Annotated in this window: 13 protein-coding genes; 3 read left to right on the top strand and 10 right to left on the bottom strand. The window is 71.3% G+C overall.

Annotated elements, in window-relative coordinates; genetic code table 11:
- Positions 1-28 precede the first annotated feature (28 nt).
- Genes OG331_RS41840 through OG331_RS41830 form a run of 3 tightly spaced genes read right to left on the bottom strand, consistent with a single transcriptional unit; the run spans position 29 to position 3,882 of the window.
- Complete coding sequence (locus OG331_RS41840; protein WP_406206852.1) at positions 29-2,458, bottom strand: BTAD domain-containing putative transcriptional regulator; 2,430 nt, start codon at positions 2,456-2,458, stop codon at positions 29-31.
- Between the two features lie 33 nt (positions 2,459-2,491).
- Positions 2,492-3,265, bottom strand: coding sequence for a thioesterase II family protein (locus OG331_RS41835; RefSeq protein ID WP_406206849.1), 774 nt, complete (start codon positions 3,263-3,265; stop codon positions 2,492-2,494).
- Positions 3,214-3,882 (bottom strand): NADPH-dependent FMN reductase, encoded by a 669-nt coding sequence (locus OG331_RS41830; RefSeq protein WP_406206846.1) that lies wholly within the window; start codon positions 3,880-3,882, stop codon positions 3,214-3,216. The genes OG331_RS41835 and OG331_RS41830 overlap by 52 nt, the downstream gene beginning before the upstream one ends.
- A 174-nt stretch (positions 3,883-4,056) precedes the next feature.
- Between OG331_RS41830 and OG331_RS41825 the strand changes: the two genes are divergently transcribed.
- The gene (locus OG331_RS41825; protein WP_406206844.1) at positions 4,057-7,296 is read left to right on the top strand and encodes a BTAD domain-containing putative transcriptional regulator; all 3,240 of its coding nucleotides are present in this window, start codon (positions 4,057-4,059) and stop codon (positions 7,294-7,296) included.
- Between the two features lie 24 nt (positions 7,297-7,320).
- Here the strand turns inward: OG331_RS41825 and OG331_RS41820 are convergent, their stop codons facing one another.
- Positions 7,321-8,466, bottom strand: coding sequence for an RNA polymerase sigma factor (locus tag OG331_RS41820; protein ID WP_406210656.1), 1,146 nt, complete (start codon positions 8,464-8,466; stop codon positions 7,321-7,323).
- 8 nt (positions 8,467-8,474) lie between these two features.
- Entirely contained in the window at positions 8,475-8,894 is a 420-nt protein-coding gene (locus tag OG331_RS41815; RefSeq protein WP_406206842.1) for a YciI family protein, read from the bottom strand.
- 187 nt (positions 8,895-9,081) lie between these two features.
- Here OG331_RS41815 and OG331_RS41810 point away from each other — a divergent pair, with 187 nt between their 5' ends.
- Positions 9,082-9,879 carry an IclR family transcriptional regulator gene (locus OG331_RS41810; protein ID WP_406206839.1) on the top strand — a complete coding sequence of 266 codons (798 nt, stop codon included), beginning with the start codon at positions 9,082-9,084 and terminating at the stop codon, positions 9,877-9,879.
- A gap of 21 nt (positions 9,880-9,900) precedes the next feature.
- Here the strand turns inward: OG331_RS41810 and OG331_RS41805 are convergent, their stop codons facing one another.
- From OG331_RS41805 to OG331_RS41785, 5 genes are all read right to left on the bottom strand, one after another.
- Entirely contained in the window at positions 9,901-12,339 is a 2,439-nt protein-coding gene (locus OG331_RS41805) for an FAD-dependent oxidoreductase (RefSeq protein ID WP_406206836.1), read from the bottom strand.
- 245 nt (positions 12,340-12,584) lie between these two features.
- Entirely contained in the window at positions 12,585-13,556 is a 972-nt protein-coding gene (locus OG331_RS41800) for an ABC transporter substrate-binding protein (protein ID WP_406206834.1), read from the bottom strand.
- A gap of 13 nt (positions 13,557-13,569) precedes the next feature.
- Positions 13,570-15,573 (bottom strand): ABC transporter permease, encoded by a 2,004-nt coding sequence (locus OG331_RS41795; protein ID WP_406206831.1) that lies wholly within the window; start codon positions 15,571-15,573, stop codon positions 13,570-13,572.
- Positions 15,573-16,658, bottom strand: coding sequence for a glycine betaine/L-proline ABC transporter ATP-binding protein (locus tag OG331_RS41790; RefSeq protein WP_406206829.1), 1,086 nt, complete (start codon positions 16,656-16,658; stop codon positions 15,573-15,575). Before OG331_RS41790 ends, OG331_RS41795 begins: the two co-directional genes overlap by 1 nt.
- 20 nt (positions 16,659-16,678) lie before the next feature.
- Positions 16,679-18,148, bottom strand: a complete 1,470-nt coding sequence (locus tag OG331_RS41785) for an aldehyde dehydrogenase family protein (RefSeq protein ID WP_406206826.1) — start codon at positions 18,146-18,148, stop codon at positions 16,679-16,681.
- A 215-nt stretch (positions 18,149-18,363) separates the two neighbouring features.
- On the opposite strand from OG331_RS41785, the gene purU reads away from it, so the two are divergent.
- Positions 18,364-19,245, top strand: coding sequence for a formyltetrahydrofolate deformylase (gene purU, locus OG331_RS41780; RefSeq protein WP_406206823.1), 882 nt, complete (start codon positions 18,364-18,366; stop codon positions 19,243-19,245).
- The last annotated feature ends 74 nt before the right edge of the window (positions 19,246-19,319 follow it).

The following is a 19,319-nucleotide window of genomic DNA, read 5'->3' as shown; positions in this document are numbered from 1 at the left end:
GCCCATTCGCGACTCCTCGGCCCGGTCATCACACGGCCCGCCGCCCGGGCCGCACCTCGACCGGCTCGGCTCCCTTGCCCCGGAACCCGGGGTGGATCCGGCCGGACGCCCACGCCCGCTCCTCCTGCCGCCGCGGGCGGTGGTCCGGGCCGGGCAGGGTGCGCCGCGGCAGCGAGGCGGCCGGGTCCCGCAGGCGGGGCAGGGTGAGCCGGCTGGCGTGCTCGCAGCCGCTGCCCCAGAAGGGGCGGCGGCGCAGCAGGTCGGCGTGGCCGCACGCGACGACGAGCAGCGCGCCGGTGCCGGCGCCGCCCAGGGTCTCCACCCAGTCGAGCACCACGTCGTCGGCGAGGTGCAGGTCGTCCAGGCACAGGACCAGGGGGCGGTGACGTGCCTCGTGCTCGAACACCTCGCTCCACGCGGCGAGTACGTCGGCCCCGCGCCCCGGCAGGCCGGAGTGGGGTGCTGGGCACAGCACGCGCAGCAGCCGCGCCGCGTCCACGTCGGAGTCGACCGCGGAGCGGACCACGGCTCTGATCCGCTGCTCCGGCGGGTCGAGCCGCACCCCCTGCCGCGGTGCCCACGCGTCCAGCAGCGCGGCGGCCGTGCCCGGGGCGTCCTGGCCGCCCTTGGGCAGGCGCGGCCGCAGGACCCGCACCTCGTCGAAGTCGTCGGTGACGCCGCGCTCGAACTGGGCGAGGAGGCGTGTCTTGCCGACCCCGTGGTCGCCGAGCACCGTCAGCATGGAGGGCACGTCGTGGTGGCGCGAGTACTCCAGCAGGTTCTCCAGCAGGGCGAGTTCGGGCCGGCGCCGGGTGTCGGTGGCGGGCGCGACGGGCTCGCCCGAGTGCAGGGCCCGGGCCCTGCGGATGCCCACGGCCCCGTCGGCGGGGCGGGTGGCCTCGTCGTAGCTCACCCATGTGCCGGTGTCGGCCGCCACGTCCTCGCTCACGTACAACTCGCCCTCAGGGACGCCGGCGAGCAGTCCGTGCGCCTTGTCGAGCAGGGTGCCCACCACGGAGACGGCGGCCCGCGGGTCGTGCGGATCGTGCCGCACGATCGCCTTGCCGGAGATCACCACGGCACGCATCACCATGCCCGCCCGTGAGGCCAGCCGTTCACGGGCCGCGAAGGCCGCGCGCACCGCGTTCAACGACGCCTCGGGGCGATCGGAGCGCAGCCCGAACAGGGCGGCGCACAGCCCGCCCATGGAGCCGACGACCGTGCCGGAGCTGGTCTCCACGCTCTCGGTGAGCACGGTGACCGCGTCGTGCAGCGAGGTGTCCAGCTGCTCGCTCCCCATGGCCGCCGCGTCCCCGGCGGACTCGGTGCACACCACGAGCACGCACACGTCCCGGCGCTCGGCGACCGTTCGGGTCTCCACCGCGCCGAAGGACGACGGCGCGCGTAACAGGTCGCCGCTCTCCACAGCACCGCGAGGTGCAGGAACACGCGTCCCTCCCGAGGGCTCCACAGCCTCGTAGGACGACGGAACGCGAGCACGGCTGCCGGCGGCCGCGAGGGTGGCCGCGCGCAAGGGTTCCGGTGTCGACGTGCCCAACTCGCCCACTGCGGGGGCCCTGACGCGCGCGCTGATGGGTACCGGCGCCTGCGCGGGGCCCGCCTCGTCGACCGGGTGCCGCCGAGCGGCGCCCACCTCGGCGGCGGCCCGCTCCGCGCGGTCCTCGGTGGGAGAGGCCAGGGCCTGGTCGTGACGCAGTATGCGCCGCTGGAGGGTTTGCAGGGCGGCGGACGGCTCCAGGCCGTACTCCTCCACCAGGGCGAGCCGCACCCTGCTGAACACGCTCAGCGCCTCCGCCTGCCGCCCGCAGCGGTACAGGGCGAGCATCAGCTGCCCGCACAGCCGTTCCCGCAGGGGCTCGGCCTCGGCCAGCGAGGTGAGTTCGCCCAGCACGGCATGGTGCCGGCCGCACGCCAGCTCTGCTTCGAAGCGGTCTTCCATGGCGTCCAGGCGCAGCTGCCGCAGTGCGGTCAACTCGGTCCATTCCACGCCCTGTTCGGCCAGGTCCGACAGGGCCGAGCCGCGCCACTCCGCAAGGGCCTCCCCCAGCAGCTCGGCGGCCTCGGCAGCCGCACCCGCGTCCAGACGCGCCCGGCCCGCGGCGACGGCGCGCTCGAAGCGGGTCGCGTCGAGCTGTTCGGGGTCGACGCGCAGTACGTAGCCCGGCGCCCGGGTGAGCAGTTGCGGCGGCTCATGCCCCTCGGCGCCGCCGCTCTCCAGCAGGGCACGCAGCCCCCACACGGCGTTCTGCACCATCTTGCGTGCCGTGACGGGCCTCGCGTCCTCGGGCCACAGGGCGTCGAGGAGCTGGCTGGTGGCGACCACCTGGTTGGCGTGGAGGAGCAGCAGCCCGAGCACCGCTCTCTGCTTGACGCCGCCCAGCGGCAGACTCCGTCCGCCGCTGACCACGTCAAGCGGCCCGAGAACCTTGAATTCCACGCCTACCCCCGTACGTCGAACACCCATGGTCAGTCATGGCAGGCGCCGTTGCCCGCCGCGAGCGGCACTCGCCGAGCCGACGCCGCTCAGCACCACCTCGGCGACGTCGCCGAGCCACTGGTCCAGATAGAAGTGACCGCCGGGAAAGACCCGCACCTCGGTCTCGGCGCGGGTGTACGTCCGCCAGCCGTCCGCCTCAGCCACGGAGACGACCGGGTCGGCGTCGCCGCACAGCACGGTCACCGGCGCCTGCAGCGGCTCCCCGGGCGTCCAGGAGTACCCGGCGAGAGCCGCGTAGTCGGCTCGCAGAGCGGGCAGCACCATCGCCACCAGCTCGGGATCGTCGAACAACGCCGCCCCGGTTCCCCCCAGTCGGCGTACGGCGGTCAGGATCGCAGCGTCGTCCGCCAGCTGATCGTGCGGACGCGGCGTCGGCCCAGGTGCGGCGCGGGCCGACAGGAAGAGCCTGCGGGGTGGTCGTGCCCCGCGCTGCTCCAGGAGCCTCGCGGTCTCGTACGCGACCAGTGCCCCCATACTGTGGCCGAAGAACGCGAAGGGCGCTGCCCCGTCGTCGTCCTCCAGCTTCCCGGCGACGACCGCCGCGAGTTCCCTGATACCGGCCGCCGGTGGCTCGTGCCGCCGGTCCTGCCGCCCGGGGTACTGCACGGCCCGGACCTCGATGTGCGGTTTCAGCTGCCGTGACAGCGGCCGGTACGCGCTGGCGGCACCTCCCGCGTGCGGGAAGCAGATCAGCCTCAGGGCGTCGGGCTCGGGATCGCCGAAACGTCGGAACCACTGGCCGTCCATGGCGCGCTTTTCTCCTGTCCGTTCATCCGGGGTACGTGGTACCCGCGCTCGGCCCTGGCCCGGTGCAGCACACCGGCCCACCAGCTGAGGCGGTCGAACATCTGCCGGGCCGACAAGTCCCAGTCGTCGCAGGCGGCGAGGGTGCCGTCCGGCCCGAGCCGCTCCCAGTAGTTGTGGAAACTGACGGTCTCGTGCACCGTCACGGAGTGCACCTCGCCGAAGACCTGGCGCAGCGCGGCCACCGCGCACAGGCCGCTGGAGGGTCCGCCGTAGGAGAGGAATCCGACGGGTTTGGCGTGCCATTCCTCGTCGTACCAGTCGATCGCGTTCTTCAAGGACGCCGGGAACGTCTGGTTGTGCTCGGGAGTGACCACCACGAACGCGTCGGCCGCCGCCAGCCAGGGCGCCAGGTCCTTGACGGCCTGGGGTCTGGGTGCCGCCGGGTCGGCGGACATCACGTCGGGCAGCCAGGCCGTGGCGAGGTCTATGACGTCCACGTCGAAGTCGTGCCGCAGCCGGGCGCGCGAGGCGAGCCATTCCGCCGCGACGTGCCCGAACCGTCCTTTCCTGATGCTGCCGATGATGATCGCCAGCCGCAGTCGCTCATTCTCGGCCACCTGCCCACGCCTTCCGCACCGCCGCCGAACCGCATTCCTCAAGGAACCCTGGCATATGCCCCTTCGGATTCGCTTCGGACGGCTTCGGAAATGCTGCGTGCCGGCACTTCGGGCCGGTGGCCGAGCCCTTTTCGTCGCAAGTCGCGGCGGCCTACGGCCGGTTACGCTGAGATCATGGAATTCGGGGTACTGGGGCCGCTGGAGGTGCGCACGGACAGCAGACGTGTCGTGCGGGTACCCGAAGTCAAGGTGCGGATGCTCCTCGCCGATCTGCTCGCCCACCACGGGCAGGTCGTCCCGGCGGGCCGGCTCATCGAGGGCCTGTGGGGCGGCTCGACGTTCACGGCACGGCCCACCGCGTCGCTCCAGGCCAAGGTGTCCCAGCTGCGGCGCGCGCTGGAGGACGCGGAGGCGGGCGGCCGCGAACTGATCGCGCACCGGCCGCCCGGATACGTCCTGGACATCCCTGCCGGAGCGCTCGACGCCGGGCGGTTCCGCGAACTGGTCGCCCGGGCCAGGTCCGGGGAGGACCCGGTGACACGGGCGGCGCTGTACACCGAGGCGCTGGGGCTGTGGCGCGGCCCCGCCTTCGCGGAGTTCGCGGACCAGCCGTCCGTGCGGCCGACGGCGGCGAGCCTGGAGGAGGAGCGCCTCACGGCGGTGGAGGAGCACGCCGGGGTTCGGCTGGAGTTGGGCGAACACAGCCTGCTGGTAGGCGAGTTGACGGAGCTGGTGGAGCAGCATCCGTTGCGCGAAGGGCTGCGGGGCGCGCTGATGTGGGCGCTGTACCAGGCGGGACGCTCCTCCGACGCGCTCGACTGCTTCAACGATCTGCGGCGCCGGCTCGACACCGAGCTGGGGCTGACCCCGGGACCGTCCCTGGAGGCACTGCAACAGGCCATCCTGCGCCACGACCCCGTGCTTGCCCGGCCGGAGCCGCCCGCGCAGCCGGCCACGGGGGCGCCGGCCGGTCCGGGGCCGACCGGTTCGGCCTCGCCCCTGGTGGGCCGCGAACAGGATGTGCGGGCGATCCGGACGCTGCTCCTACAGCGCCGTCTGGTGACACTCACGGGCCCGGGTGGGGTCGGCAAGACCCGCCTCGCCCAGGCCACGGCGCAGAGCCTGGCCGGCGCATTCGGCGAGGGCACCTGGCTGGTGGAACTCGCGGACGCCGGGGGCCTGGAGCGGTTCGCCGACGCGGAGTCGCTGGCCGAGCAGGTCATGGCGACGGTGGGCATCCGGGAGAACACCTCGGACGACGACGCCAAGGGCCCGACGGAACGCCTGGCGAGCGCGCTGGCCAGCCGGCGGCTGCTGCTCGTGCTGGACAACTGCGAACACGTCGTGGAGGCCGTCGCGCGGCTGGCCGGCCTGCTGCTGGGCCGGGCCCCGCACCTGCACATCCTGACGACCAGTCAGGAACCGCTGCGCACCCGGGACGAGACGGTGTATCCGGTGGCGCCGCTGTCGCTGCCCCCGGAGGACCTGCCGGACCTCGACGCGCTGACGAGCGCGGGCGCCGTACGCCTCTTCGTGGACAGGACCAGGGCGACGGACCCGGAGTTCGTGCTCGACGCCACCACCGCCCCGCTCGTCGCGGATGTCTGCCGGCGCCTCGACGGCATCCCGCTCGCCCTGGAACTGGCCGCCACCCGCGTGCGATCGCTGGGCATCAGGGAACTGCACGACCGTCTCGACGACCGCTTCAAGGTCCTCAACAGCGGTTACCGGGACGCCCCTTCACGGCACCGGACCCTTCAGGCCACGCTCGACTGGAGCTGGGGTCTGCTCGACGCCCGGGAGCAGACCGTGCTGCGCAGGCTGTCGGTGTTCAGCGAGGGATGCGGCCTGCGGGCCGCCGAGGACGTGTGCTCCGGGGGCGGCGTGTCCCCCGCCGACGTCCTCGACGCGCTGAGCCTGCTCGTGGAGCGCTCGCTGGCGGTCCGCAGCGAGGGACCGCAGGGTCCGCGCTACCGGCTGCTGGAGTCCGTCGCGGTCTACGCGCGTGACAGGCTCGCCGAGTCCGGTGAGCACGCCGAGACGGCGGCCCGGCATCTGCGCCACTGCGTCCGCCTCGCCGAGCGCGCCCGGCCTCATCTGCACGAGCGGGAGCAGTCCCGCTGGTTCCAGTACCTCGACCTGGAGGCGGGCAATGTGCAGCGCGCGCTGGCCGAGGCCGCCCGGGCCGGGGCCGCTCAGGAGGCGTTGCGCCTGGTCAACTCGCTGACCTGGTACTGGTACGTCCGGGGCCGGCTCGGTGAGGCCCGCAGGGCGCTGGCCACGGCCCTGGACACGCCGGGCGAGGCGGCGCCGGAGGAGCGCGGGGAGGCGGAGTTCTGGTACACGGGCATCCGCCTGCTGCTCGGCGAGCACGACCGTGAGTGCGACGCCCTGGACGCGTACGATCCCGCGTCCACCCTGGAGTCGACGAGGGCGCAGTGGTTCCTGGCGCACGCGCAGTGGACGGTCGGGGCGCTGGTCGCGGGCGAGCAGCGGGTCGAGCGCGTCCTGGTCCGCTTCCGCACCCTGCGCGACGCGTGGGGCACCGCCGCCGCGCTGACCACACGCGCCTGCTTCGCCCTGGCCCGCGGTGACCTGGAGTCGCTGCGCGGCAACGCCGAGGACGCCCGCGCCCACTTCGCGGAACTGGGCGACCTGTGGGGCCGGTTGAAGACGACCGACGTGCTCGGCAGGCTCGCCGAGATCAACGGCGACTACGACCGGGCGGCCCAGTTGCACCGGGAGAGCCTGCGGATCGCCCAGGCCCTGGAGACCTGGCCGGAGATGTCCACGAAGCTGTCGGGCCTAGGCAGGATCGCCCTGCTCACCCAGCGCTACGACGAGGCCGACGATCTGCACACGCGTGCCCTGCGGCTCGCGGTGGAGCAGGGCAACCAGCCCGCCGAGCAGTTCGCCGCGCTGGGCCTCGCGCTGAGCGCCCGGCGCCAGGGCCGGCTGGACGCCGCCGAGGAGTGGCTGCGGCCCTGGCTCGCCTGGAACCGCCGGCGCGGTGACGGACCGGGCCTGGCTCTGGTCCTGGCCGAGCTGGGCTTCATCGCCGAGCAGCGCGGTGACGCGGGCCGGGCGCTCGCGTACCACCGGGACGGCCTCGCGGCAGCCGCGACGACCAAGGACCCCCGCTCGGTCGCGCTGGCCCTCGAGGGCCTGGCGGGTGCGTACTCGCTGGCCGGGGCCGCGGAGCGGGCGATCCGTCTGCTCGGCACGGCGGCGGCGGCCAGGGAACGGGCCGGGGCCCCGCACCCCCCTGCGGAGCGGGGCGACGTGGAGCGCATCGCCGGCCGTCTGCGCGCCACGATCGACGAGGCCGCGTACGCCCACGAGTTCACCGTCGGCGCCCAGCGGGACCACGAGAGCCAGGCCGCGGCGGAGTCGACGCACCCGGCGACGCCATGAGCCGGTCGCGACCGGCCGCGGGCGTCAGCGTCGGCGGCGGGTGTTGAGACGGGCGGCCTGGCGGGTCAGGTAATCGCGTTCGGCGAGGTTGAGGGCCTGCTGGGCCGCCTCGGCGTAGAGCCGTGCCGCCGTCGCCAGGTCGCCGTCGCGTTCGTGGAGGTATGCCGCCACCGCGGTGTGACGGGGCAGCGAGTCGTCCAGTTCCGCGAGCGCTGCCAGGCCCGCGCGCGGTCCGTCGGCCTCGCCCACGGCGACCGCGCGGTTGAGGCGGACGACCGGGCTGTCGGTCAGGTGCGTGAGCTCGTCGTACCACTCGACGATCTGCACCCAGTCGGTCTCCTCGGCGGTGGGCGCGTCGGCGTGCAGTGCCGCGATGGCCGCCTGGGCCTGGAACTCGCCGAGCCGGTCGCGGGCGAGCGCCGCCTGGAGGATGTCGACGCCTTCGGCGATCGCCTTGGTGTCCCACTTGCCGCGGTCCTGCTCGGCGAGCGGCACCAGGCTGCCGTCGGGCGCGGTCCGCGACGCGCGCCGGGCGTGGTGGAGCAGCATGAGGGCGAGCAGCCCCGCCACCTCGGGGTGGTCGATCGCCGCCGCGAGCTGCCGGGTGAGCCGGATGGCCTCGGCGGCGAGGTCGAGGTCGCCGGAGTAGCCCTCGTTGAAGACCAGGTAGAGGACGCGCAGCACGGTGGCGACGTCGCCGGGCCGGTCGAACCGCACGTCGGAGACGGTGCGCTTGGCGCGGCTGATGCGCTGCGCCATGGTCGCCTCGGGCACCAGGTAGGCCTGGGCGATCTGCCGGGTGGTGAGGCCGCCGACGGCGCGCAGGGTGAGCGCGACCGCGGACGACGCCGTCAGCGAGGGGTGGGCGCACAGGAAGTACAGCTGGAGCGTGTCGTCGACCGCGGACGCGGCCCCGGGCGCCGGCTCCTCGTCGACCACGTCCTCCCGCCGGCGGCGTGCGGCGTCCGACCGGGTCGCGTCGAGGAACTTGCGCCAGGCCACGGTGATCAGCCAGCCCTTCGCATCCCGCGGAGGGTCGGCCGGCCAGACGCGGACGGCCTCGACCAGGGCGTCCTGTACGGCGTCCTCGGCCGCCGCGAAGTCGGCTCCGCGGCGGACGAGGACGGTGAGCACGCTCGGCGTGAGGCTCCTGAGCAGGGCCTCGTCGATCGATGAGGTCACTTGAAGGAGCACTCCGTGACATTGGGCGCCGCGGCCAGGAACGGGCGCACCTCCAGCCACTCGTGGATCGGCTTGCCGCCCGCACCGGGGGCGGCGGACAGTTCCCCGGCCAGCTCGACGGCGCGCTCGTGGCTGTCGACGTCGATCACCATCCACCCGGCGATGAGGTCCTTGGTCTCGGCGAACGGGCCGTCGGTGACCGGCGGGCGCCCCTCACCGTCGTACCGGACCCAGCTCCCTTCGGAGGCGAGCGCCTGGCTGTCGACCAACTCTCCGGTCTTCTCGAGCCGGTCCGCGAAGTCCTGCATGTACTGCACGTGCGCCGAGATCTCCTGGGGCGTCCACTGGTCCATGGGCACGTCGTTGACCGCCGCAGGAGCGCCGCGGTAGTGCTTGAGCAGCAGGTACTTGGCCATGATGTTCTCCTCGGTGCTGGTGCGACCCATTGTGGTCGCGTTCACCCCGGGGACGGAGCAGGTCGCGGGTTCTCGACATCCGCGGCCGAACTTTTTTCGCCGACCTCCCGAGGCCCCGATCAGGATGAAGTGAGCTGACTCACCCTCTTCGCTGGGCAGCCTTCAGGGGCCGCCGTATAGTTGCGCTATGAGCAACCATGCGGCAGATGGAGAAACAACAGGTCACACGGTGAGTGGCGTGCAGTCCGTCGACCGTGCGGTCAGCGTCCTGGAGATCCTCGCCCACCGTGGCGAAGCGGGTGTCAGCGAGGTCGCCGCCGAGATCGACGTCCACAAGTCGACCGCGTTCCGCCTCCTCGGTGCGCTGGAGGCGCGCGGTCTTGTCGAGCAGACGACCGAGCGGGGCAAGTACCGGCTCAGCTTCGGGATCGTGCGTCTGGCGGGCGCGGTCACGAGCCGCCTGGACATCACCCAGCAGGGCCGGCCGGTGTGCGAGCGGCTCAGCGAGGAGATCGGCGAGACGGTCAACATCGCGGTCCTGCAGGAGCATTACGCCGTCAACCTGTACCAGGTACGGGGCCCGGGAGCGGTCGGCGCGCACAACTGGGTCGGGAGGCTGACCCCCGTGCACGCCACGTCGAGCGGCAAGATCCTGCTGGCCCACCGGCCGGCGAAGGAGCGCGCCGAAGTGCTCGCGGCGTCCGGGATGCAGAAGATGACCCCGCACACGCTCACCGCGAGGACCAAGCTGGAGAAGAGCCTCGCCGAGACCCGGGAGCGCGGATACGCGGTGACGCTGGAGGAACTCGAGATCGGACTGCACGCCGTCGCGGCCCCGATCCGGTCCCGTGAGGGCGACGTCGTCGCCGCCCTCAGCGCCTCCGGCCCCGCGTACCGCTTCACCGAGGAGCGCATCCACGAGCTCGCCCCCGTGCTGATGAGGGGCGCGGACGAGATCAGCCACCGGATGGGTTCGCCGGACTGATCTTCCTCCTCGCTGGAACCCTCATCCACGGAGCCGGGACATCGACGGATCGAACAACGGCTCCTCGGCCACGACCGCCTCGACCCGCTGGTCGAAGTAGCCGATGTGCAACGCCGTACCGGGAGCCGCGAGTTCGGCCGGCAGCCAGGCGTAGGCGATGCCCTTGCCGATCGTGTAGCCGTAGGCCGCGCTGGTGACGTGGCCGACCGCGCGGTCGCCGTCGTACACCGGCTCCTTCCCCATGACGACCGACTGCGGGTCGTCGATGGTGAGGCAGGTCAGCTTCCGTCGTACCTCCGTCCTACGGCGCTCCAGGGCCGCCTTCCCGATGAAGTCGTCCTTGTCGAGCTTGACGGCGAACCCGACGCCGGCCTCGTACGGGTCGTGCTCGTAGGTCATGTCGGTGCCGAAGGAGCGGTAACCCTTCTCCAGGCGGAGGCTGTTGAAGGCGCCGCGGCCCGCGATGATTCCGCCGAGGGGCTCGGCCGCCCGCCACAGGGTGTCCCACAGCTTCAGGCCCTGGTCGGCGGTGGTGTAGAGCTCCCAGCCGAGTTCGCCGACGTACGACAGGCGCATCGCCGTCACCGGGACGCTGCCGATGTAGGCGGGCTTGGCGCGGAAATACTTCAGGCCGTCGTTCGAGAAGTCCTCGTCCGTCAGGGGCTCCAGGACCTTGCGGGCGAGCGGGCCCCACAGGCCGACGCAGCAGGTGCCGGGGGTGATGTCGCGGACCTGGACCGTGCCGTCGGCGGGCAGGTGGCGGGTGAACCAGTCGAGGTCGAGGTTGCCGTTGGCGCCGACCTGGAACCGGTCGCGGGCGAGGCGGGCGACGGTGATGTCGCTGCGGATGCCGCCGTCGTGGTCCAGGAGGAGGGTGTACGTCACCGAGCCGACCGACTTCGCGACCTTGCCCGTGCACAGCCGCTCCAGGAAGGCCGCCGAACCGGGGCCGGTCACCTCCAGCCGCTTCAGGGCCGTCATGTCGTACAACGCGACCGTCTCCCGGGTCACTTGGGCCTCGGCGCCGACGATGGGCGACCAGTACTGCGCTGCCCAGTCGTTCGGGGTGGGCACCGAACGGCCCTCGGTCAGCGCCGCGTTGACCTCGTACCAGTGCGGGCGCTCCCAGCCGTTGGCCTCCAGGAAGAAGGCGCCGTGCTCGCGCTGGCGGGCATGGAAGGGGCTGGTGCGGATCGGGCGCGGGTCGCCCGACGGCTGGAGGGGGTGGACGATGTCGTAGACCTCGACGAAGTTCTGGCAGTCACGGGCCAGGACGTACTCCGGGGAGAGCTGATGCGGCTCGAAGCGGTTGACGTCGCACTCGTGCAGGTCGAAGGAGGAGCAGTACCCGTCGACCAGCCACTCGGCCATGGCCCGGCCGACCCCCGCCGAGTGGGTGACCCAGACGGCCTCGGCGACCCAGAAGCCCTTGACGTCCGGGGACTCGCCGAGGAGCGGGAAGTTGTCGGTGGTGAAGGAGAACAGGCCGTTGATGCCCTCCTCGACCTTGGCGTCCTTCGTGACGGGGAGCAGGGACCGGGTCTCGGTCCAGGCGTCCTCGAAGTCCTCCTCCGTGAACTTCAGGACCGAGGGCATGTCGTCGGCGTCGTCGACGGAGAGGATGTCGTCGGCGGAGATCGGCATGGGGCGGTGGCCGTAGTAGCCGATGCCGATGCCGTCGAAGCGGTCGCGGTAGTAGAGGTCGGCGTCCTGGTGGCGCAGGATCGGGCGGACCGCCTCCTCGGTCTGGCCGGCGAGGGCCGGGACGGGGCCGGTCCAGGCGAGCTGGTGGGCGAGGGGGGTCAGCGGGAGGTTCATGCCGACCATGCGGGCGATCCTCGGGCCCCAGATGCCGGCGCAGCACACGACGATGTCGGCGGGGATCTCGCCCTGGTCGGTGTGGACGCCGGTGACGCGGCCGCCGTCCTGCCGGATGTCGAGGACCTCGTGGCGGGCGAGGAAGCGCACGCCGCGTCCGGCGGCACGGCGGATCTGCGCCTCGACGGCGAGCACCGCCTTGGCGAGCCCGTCCGTCGGGACCAGGAGGCCGCCGAGGACCCGGTCGGGGTTGACCAGGGGGTGCTGCTCGACGCACTCCTCGGCGCTCAGCAGCCGGGACTCGATGCCCCAGGCGGTGATCCAGCCGTGGCGGCGCCGCAGTTCCGTCAGACGCTCGGGCGTGGTCGCCACCTCCAGGCCGCCGACCTGGAGGAAGCAGGGCTTGCCGTCGACGTCGAGGGAGCAGAGCTTCTCGACCGTGTAGCGGGCCAGCTCGGTCATGGTCTTGGAGGAGTTGGTCTGGAAGACCAGGCCCGGGGCGTGCGAACTGGAGCCCCCGGTGGCGGGGAGCGGGCCCTGGTCGACCACGGTCACTTCGGTCCAGCCTCGCGCGGAGATCTCGTCCGCGAGCGCCGCACCGACGACTCCCGCTCCGATGATGACCACTCGGGGACCCGCCATCGCCGCACCTCCGGTTGGCTAACCAGTCGATCCGTACAGTTGCTGCTCACGCAACTTGGTTCAGGTTGCGCAACTCAATGTGCCTGTCGTGCAGGTGGGTGTCAAGGGGTCCGCGACCTCGGGAAACACGCCCGAAGACACGGCGATGCCCGGTGGGCGGTGCGCATCCCGCGCGCACCGCCCACCGGGCATCCGTGAAGGGCATGAAGGGCCTGCCGATGGCCTGCCAGGAGCCTGGCAGGCGCCTACTTGAGCCAGGCGTCCACCTTGTCGCGGTTGGCCTCGACCCACTTCTTGGCCGCGGCCTCGGGGGTCATCTTGTCGACCGCGATGTACTTCGCCACGGCGTTCTGGTCGTCGTTGCTCCAGGTGAAGTTCTTCACCAGGTCATAGGCGGGGCTGCCCGACTTGGCGAACTTCGCGCTGACGATCTTGTCCAGCTCGTACACGGGATAGTCGCAGGCGATCTTCTCCGCGTCGGCGTCGCAGCCCGTCTTGTACTCCGGCAGCTTGACCTTGACGAGCGGCACCTCGGACATGAACCACTGCGGCTCGTAGAAGTAGCCGATCACCCATTCCTTGTTCTTCTCCGCCTTGCGGAAGGCCTGGATGAGGGCGGCCTCGCTGCCCGCGTACACCACCTTGTAGTCCAGCTTCAGGTTCTTCACCAGGGCCTCGTCGTTGGTGACGAACGACGGGTCGCCGTCGAGGAGCTGGCCCTTGCCGCCGGACTCGGACGTCTTGAACTCGGCCGCGTACTTGTCGAGGTTGTTCCAGTCGGTGATGTCCGGGTGCTCCTTGGCCAGCCACGGCGGCACGTACCAGCCGATGAGCCCCTTGTTGCCGGTCAGACCCGCGTCGACGGCGGTCTTCTGGTCGGTGATGTACTTCTTCTTCAGGTCGTCGTGACCCCAGTTCTCGATGACGGCGTCGACCTCGCCCGTCCCGAAGCCCTGCCAGGCGATCTCCTCCTTCAGGTCCTTCTTGACCACCTTGCAGCCGAGGTCCTGCTCCGCGACATACGCGACGACCGCCGCGTTGGCCTCGTAACCGACCCACGGGTTGATCGCGAGGTTGAAGGTGCCGCACTTGCCCGAGCTGTCCGAGCCGCCCGAGCTGTCGTCGCCGACCTTCGCGCCGCCGCATGCGGTGAGGGTGAGACCGAGGACGGCGATGCCGGCCACGCCGTATCTCCAGTGTGTTGCTTGCCTTGCCATGATCAGTGACTCCTTATGCGCCGGCACGTCGCGCCGCTGCCTGGGTGATCCGGTCGAACATGACTCCGAGAAGGACGATGGCGAGCCCCGCGGCGAGCCCCTTCCCGTACAGCTGGCCCTGGGAGAAGCCGGCCACGACGTCGTAGCCGAGGGCCCCCGCGCCCACCAGGCCGCCCACCACGACCATCGACAGCACATAGATCAGGCCCTGGTTGGTCGCCAGGGTCAGGGCGCTGCGTGCCATCGGAAGCTGGACCTTGGTGATGATCTGCCAGGTGTTGCACCCGGCGGAGGTGGCCGCCTCCACGGTGGTCGCCGGCACGTTCCGCACCCCGTCGGCGATGATCTTCATGGCGACGGGGGCCGCGTAGACGACGGCGGCGACGATCGCCGTGAAGCGGGTCGCGCCGAACAGGGCGAGGAACGGCACGAGATAGACGAACGGCGGCATGACCTGGGCCGCGTCCAGGGTGGGCCGGACCAGCCGGTCCACCAGCGCGCTGCGCCCCATCCACACGCCGAAGCCGATGCCGAGCAGCATCACCAGAACCGTGGCGACGACGGTCGACGCCAGCGTGGTCATGCTGTCCGACCACACCCCGGTGCCGACCAGCAGGCCCACGCAGACGGCCGTGGTGATGCCGGCGCGCAGGCCGCCGACGACGACGCCGAGCGCGATCAGGGCCGCGCCGACGAGCCACCACGGGGAGTCCGTGAGCAGCGTCTGGAACGGGTTGAGCAGACCGGTGGTGATGACGTCACGGATGGCGTTGGTGAGGCCCCCCAGGTTGTCCTGCGCCCAGGTGGTCACGCTGTCCGCCCCGCTGGATATGGCGCTGCCGATGCCGCCCTCACCGGGGAACTCCGCCGCCCACACATAGGTGTGGGAGAGGACGACCAGGACGGCCGTGACCGCCGCGCCCACGCCGAGGAGCGGGCGCCGCCAGGCCAGGAAGCGGTTCTTCGAACGCCGGGCCTCCTCCTCGCGTCCGCTCGCCGCGGTGGTGACCCGGTCCAGCACGATGGCCATGACGACGATGGCCAGGCCCGCGTTGAAGGCCGTGCCGACGTCGAGGGACTGCAGTGCCTGGACGACGGTCTTGCCGAGGCCGGGCGCGTCGATCAGGGCCGCGATGGTGACCATGGCCAGGGCGGCCATGATGGTCTGGTTGACGCCCATCACCACGGTCCGCTTGGACATCGGCAGCAGCACCTTCGTCAGGGTCTGCCGTCTCGTGGCGCCCATCGAGTCGGCCGCCTCGACCGTGGTCGTCGGCACGGACCGGATGGCGTGCGCGGTGATACGGATCGCTGGCGGTGCCGCGTAGATCAGCGTGGCGATGGTGGCGGAGGCCGGGCCGATGAGGAAGAACAGCGTCAGTGGTGCCAGATAGACGAAGGTCGGCATCGTCTGCATGAAGTCCAGGAAGGGCGTCACGATCCGGTTGACCCGGTCGGACAGCCCCGCCCACACGCCCAGCGGGATCGCGAACAGCAGCGCCACGAAGACCGCGGAGACGGTCAGCGCCAGGGTGTCCATGCTCTCCTGCCACAGGCCCTGAAGGCCCAGGAAGGTGAAGCCGGCCACCGCAAGGAGCGCCACCCGCCAGTTGCCCACGGCCCAGGAGACGTAGCCCACGATGCCTACGACACCCAGCCAGCCGATCGTCGGGACGGGCCGGCCGGCGGCGGGCTGCGAGATCAGCTCCTGGACGAAGGTCACCAGGGAGTCGATGACCAGCCGGATCTCATTGAAGAAGTACAGGAAGAGGGGGTTGGAGTTGCGGTTCGCGCCGATCGAGTCGTTGACGTCGTTGAACCACCGGTGCAGATCGGTCAGGTCGGCCGCCGCCAGGGTCAGGGTCTGCTTGCCGCGCAGCACGAGGAACAGCACCAGCCAGACGACCAGGATCGCGGCGACCACCATGGGCCGGCTGATCCTGCGCTCGGTTCTTGCGGGCGCGGCCGGTTCCTCGACGGCCCCGGTCTTCTCGGGTTTCTCCACGGCGACGGTCATCACGCGTCGCCTTCCCGCCCGGCGACCACCGCGAGGATCTCCTCGTCGCCGACGATGCCGAGCAGCTTGCCGTTCTCGACGACCTTGACCGGCTTCTCGGCGGCCAGTACGGCCCGGGTGGCCTCGCGCACCACGACGTCCGGGCCCAACTCCGGTCCGTCCAGGGCGTCGTCGGGCTGTGCCGGGCGCATGATCCAGCGCAGGGTCAGCACGTCTCCGCGTGGCACGTCCTTCACGAACTCGCGTACGTAGTCGTCCGCCGGGGCGCCGACCAGCTCGTCGCCGGTGCCGCACTGGACCATCTTGCCGTCGCGCATGATCAGGATGCGGTCGCCGAGCTTGAGGGCCTCGGAGAGGTCGTGGGTGATGAACACCATGGTCTTGCCGACCTCGTGGTGCAGGCGGATGACCTCGTTCTGCATGTCGCGCCGGATCAGCGGGTCCAGCGCGGAGAACGGCTCGTCGAAGAAGAGCACGTCCGGCTCGCCGGCCAGCGCGCGGGCGAGTCCGACGCGCTGCTGCATGCCGCCGGAGAGCTGGTCGGGGTAGGAGTTCTCGTAGCCGGCGAGGCCGACGAGTTCGACGACCTCCATGGCTCGCTTGGCCCGTTCGGCCTTGCGCATGCCGCGGATCTCCAGCCCGAACGCCACGTTGTCGACGACGCGGCGGTGGGGCAGCAGACCGAAGTGCTGGAAGACCATGGAGAACTTGCGGCGCCGCAGGTCGCGCAGGCGTCCCGCGTCGGCCTTGCGGATGTCCTCGCCCTCGAAGACGATCTCGCCGGCGGTGGGTTCGATCAGCCGGGTCAGACATCGCACCAGCGTGGACTTGCCGGAGCCGGACAGGCCCATGACGACGAAGACCTCGCCGGGCGAGACGTCGAAGTGCAGGTCCCGTACGGCTGCGGTGCATCCGGTGCGGTCCATGAGCTCGCGGCGGGTGAGGCCGCGCAACTCCTCGGAGTCCGGCACCTGGTCGGCCTTCGGCCCGAACACCTTCCACAGCCTGCGTACGGATATGACCGGGGTGGAGCCCGAGTCCTGCGGCGTGCCGCGCCGCTGCGGCACCTCGGTCTGTGTGGTCACGTTCGACCTCTTTTCGGCGTTCAGCCGCGGAACCAGTGTTGCGGCCGGGGTTGGATGTTCTGCCAGATGTGCTTGGTCTCCCGGTACTCGTCCAGGCCGGTCGGTCCCAACTCCCGGCCCACGCCCGAATGCCCGAACCCACCCCATTCCGCCTGCGGCACATAGGGGTGGTAGTCGTTGATCCACACCGTGCCGTGGCGCAGCCGCCGGGCGACGCGCTGGGCCCTGCCCGCGTCCTGCGTCCAGACGGCTCCGGCCAGTCCGTACTCGGTGTCGTTGGCGATGCGTACGGCGTCGTCCTCGTCGGTGAAGCGCTCGACCGTGAGCACGGGTCCGAAGGACTCCTCGTGCACCACGCGCATGTCCTGTCGGCACTCGTCGAGCACGGTGGGGAGGTAGTAGTGGCCGTCTCCCAGGGCGGGGTCGTCCGGCCGGGCGCCGCCGCAGCGCAGTACGGCGCCCTCGGCGAGGCCGGCCGCGACGTACGCCTCGACCTTGGAGCGGTGCTGCGCGGAGATCAGCGCCCCGGTCTCGGCCTCGGGGTCGAAGGGGCCGCCGAGGCGGATCTGCCGGGCCCGGCGGACGACCTCATCGACGAAACGGTCGTGCAGGCAGTCCTCGACGATCAGCCGGGCGCCGGCCGAGCAGACCTGCCCGGAGTGCAGGAAGACGGCCGTGAGCGCGAAGTCCACGGCCGTCTCGAAATCGGCGTCGGCGAAGACCACGTTGGGGTTCTTGCCGCCGAGTTCCAGCGCCACCTTCTTCACGCTCGCGGCGGCGGTGGCCATGATGCGTTTGCCGGTCTCGACACCTCCGGTGAAGGAGACCATGTCGACAGCGGGGTGCTCGCCGAGCGGTGCGCCCGCCTCGGGCCCGGCGCCGAGGATCAGGTTGGCGGCACCGGCCGGGAGCCCGGCCTCCTCCAGGGCCTTCATCAGCAGGATGGAGGTGGCGGGGGTGAGCTCACTGGGCTTGAGGACGATCGTGTTGCCGGCGAGGAGCGCCGGGGCGACCTTCCAACTGGCCTGCAGCAGCGGGTAGTTCCAAGGCGTGATCAGTCCGCACACGCCGACCGGCTCGTGGACGACACGGCTTACGGCGTCGTCACGGCCGGTGTCGATCACACGGCCGGCGTCGGTGCCCGCGATGCCGCCGTAGTAGCGGAAGCAGGAGACGACATCGGCGATGTCGTACTCGCTCTCCACCAGCCGCTTGCCGGTGTCCAGGGACTCGGCGCGGGCGAACTCCTTGGCGTCGCGCTCGATCAGGTCGGCGGTGCGCAGCAGCAGCGCGCCGCGCTCCCGCTCGGGAGTGCCCGGCCAGGTCCCCTCGTCGAAGGCGCGGCGGGCCGCGGCGATCGCCGCCTCGGTGTCGGCACGTGTCCCTTCCGACACGGTCGCCACGAGGGTGCCGTCGGCGGGGCATCGGATCTCCCGCTGCCCGCCGGCCACCGGCTCACGCCATTCGCCATCCACGTAGAGGTCTGCCACGCGCCGAGCCTTTCACCGAAGTCGTTGCGCATCGTGCACCCGATTGCTTGTGGTGGAACACCCTTGCGAACGACCGGACGGACGTCAAGAGGTTGACCGATGACGATTTGACCATGCGATCACCTTCCTGGCCACCCTTGACCGGAAGCGGCAGCGAGCAGACCATGTTGCGCATCGCTCACCATGTTGTGCAATGCGCACCGACGGAGGCCGACGTGTCCCCCAAGTTCCCCCGATCGCCATCCGGCCGCGAGTACGTTCTCACCCTCTCCTGTCCCGACAGTGCCGGTCTCGTTCACGCCGTGAGCGGCTTCCTCGTCAGGAACTCCGGAAACATCCTGGAAAGCCAGCAGTTCGACGACCGGCTCCAGGACCGCTTCTTCATGCGGGTCCATTTCGACGTCTCCGATCCGAACGTCGACCTGGAAAGCCTGCGGTACCGGTTCGGTCCCGTCTCTCAGGCCTACCGCATCTCCTGGGCGCTGAGCGAGGCCGCCACGCCGGTCCGGACACTGATCATGGTGTCCAGGTTCGGACACTGCCTCAACGACCTGCTGTTCCGCATGCGCTCCGGCTCCCTCAACATCGAGATCCCCGCGATCGTCTCCAATCACCGGGACTTCGAGGGACTCGCGCAGACGTACGGCGTCCCCTTCCACCACATCCCGGTGAACAAGGAGACCAAGCCGGAGGCCGAGGCGCGGCTGCTGGAGCTGGTGGAGGAGCTGGACATCGACCTGGTGGTGCTGGCCCGCTACATGCAGATCCTCTCCGACGACCTCTGCAAGCAGCTGGAGGGCCGCGCCATCAACATCCACCACTCCTTCCTGCCCAGCTTCAAGGGCGCGCGCCCCTACGACCAGGCCTACCAGCGCGGCGTGAAGCTGGTCGGCGCGACCGCCCACTATGTGACGCCGGACCTCGACGAGGGCCAGATCATCGAGCAGGACGTGGTCAGGGTGGACCACTCACTCGACCCCGGCGAGCTGGTCACGGTCGGACGGGACGTGGAGGCGCAGGTGCTGGCGCACGCCGTGAAGTGGCACAGCGAGAGCCGCGTGATGGTGGAGGGCAACCGCACGGTCGTTTTCCGCTGAACGACTCGGCCACATGGGTGAGCGGGCCGGCTCCCCGGCCCGCTCGCCGTATACGACGCCCCTTCAGCCGCGCG

The organism is Streptomyces sp. NBC_01017, from assembly GCF_045162795.1.
Taxonomy (GTDB): domain Bacteria; phylum Actinomycetota; class Actinomycetes; order Streptomycetales; family Streptomycetaceae; genus Streptomyces; species Streptomyces machairae.
Note: the sequence above shows the minus strand (reverse complement) of the source record. Positions and strands in the feature narration are given on the sequence as shown.

Excerpts from the sequence above, each read along its gene's own strand:
- OG331_RS41835 (WP_406206849.1), bottom strand. The coding sequence starts at position 3,265 with ATGGACGGCCAGTGGTTCCGACGTTTCGGCGATCCCGAGCCCGACGCC.
- OG331_RS41825 (WP_406206844.1), top strand. The coding sequence starts at position 4,057 with ATGGAATTCGGGGTACTGGGGCCGCTGGAGGTGCGCACGGACAGCAGA.
- OG331_RS41815 (WP_406206842.1), bottom strand. The coding sequence starts at position 8,894 with ATGGCCAAGTACCTGCTGCTCAAGCACTACCGCGGCGCTCCTGCGGCG.
- OG331_RS41810 (WP_406206839.1), top strand. The coding sequence starts at position 9,082 with ATGAGCAACCATGCGGCAGATGGAGAAACAACAGGTCACACGGTGAGT.
- OG331_RS41805 (WP_406206836.1), bottom strand. The coding sequence starts at position 12,339 with ATGGCGGGTCCCCGAGTGGTCATCATCGGAGCGGGAGTCGTCGGTGCG.
- OG331_RS41800 (WP_406206834.1), bottom strand. The coding sequence starts at position 13,556 with ATGGCAAGGCAAGCAACACACTGGAGATACGGCGTGGCCGGCATCGCC.
- OG331_RS41795 (WP_406206831.1), bottom strand. The coding sequence starts at position 15,573 with ATGACCGTCGCCGTGGAGAAACCCGAGAAGACCGGGGCCGTCGAGGAA.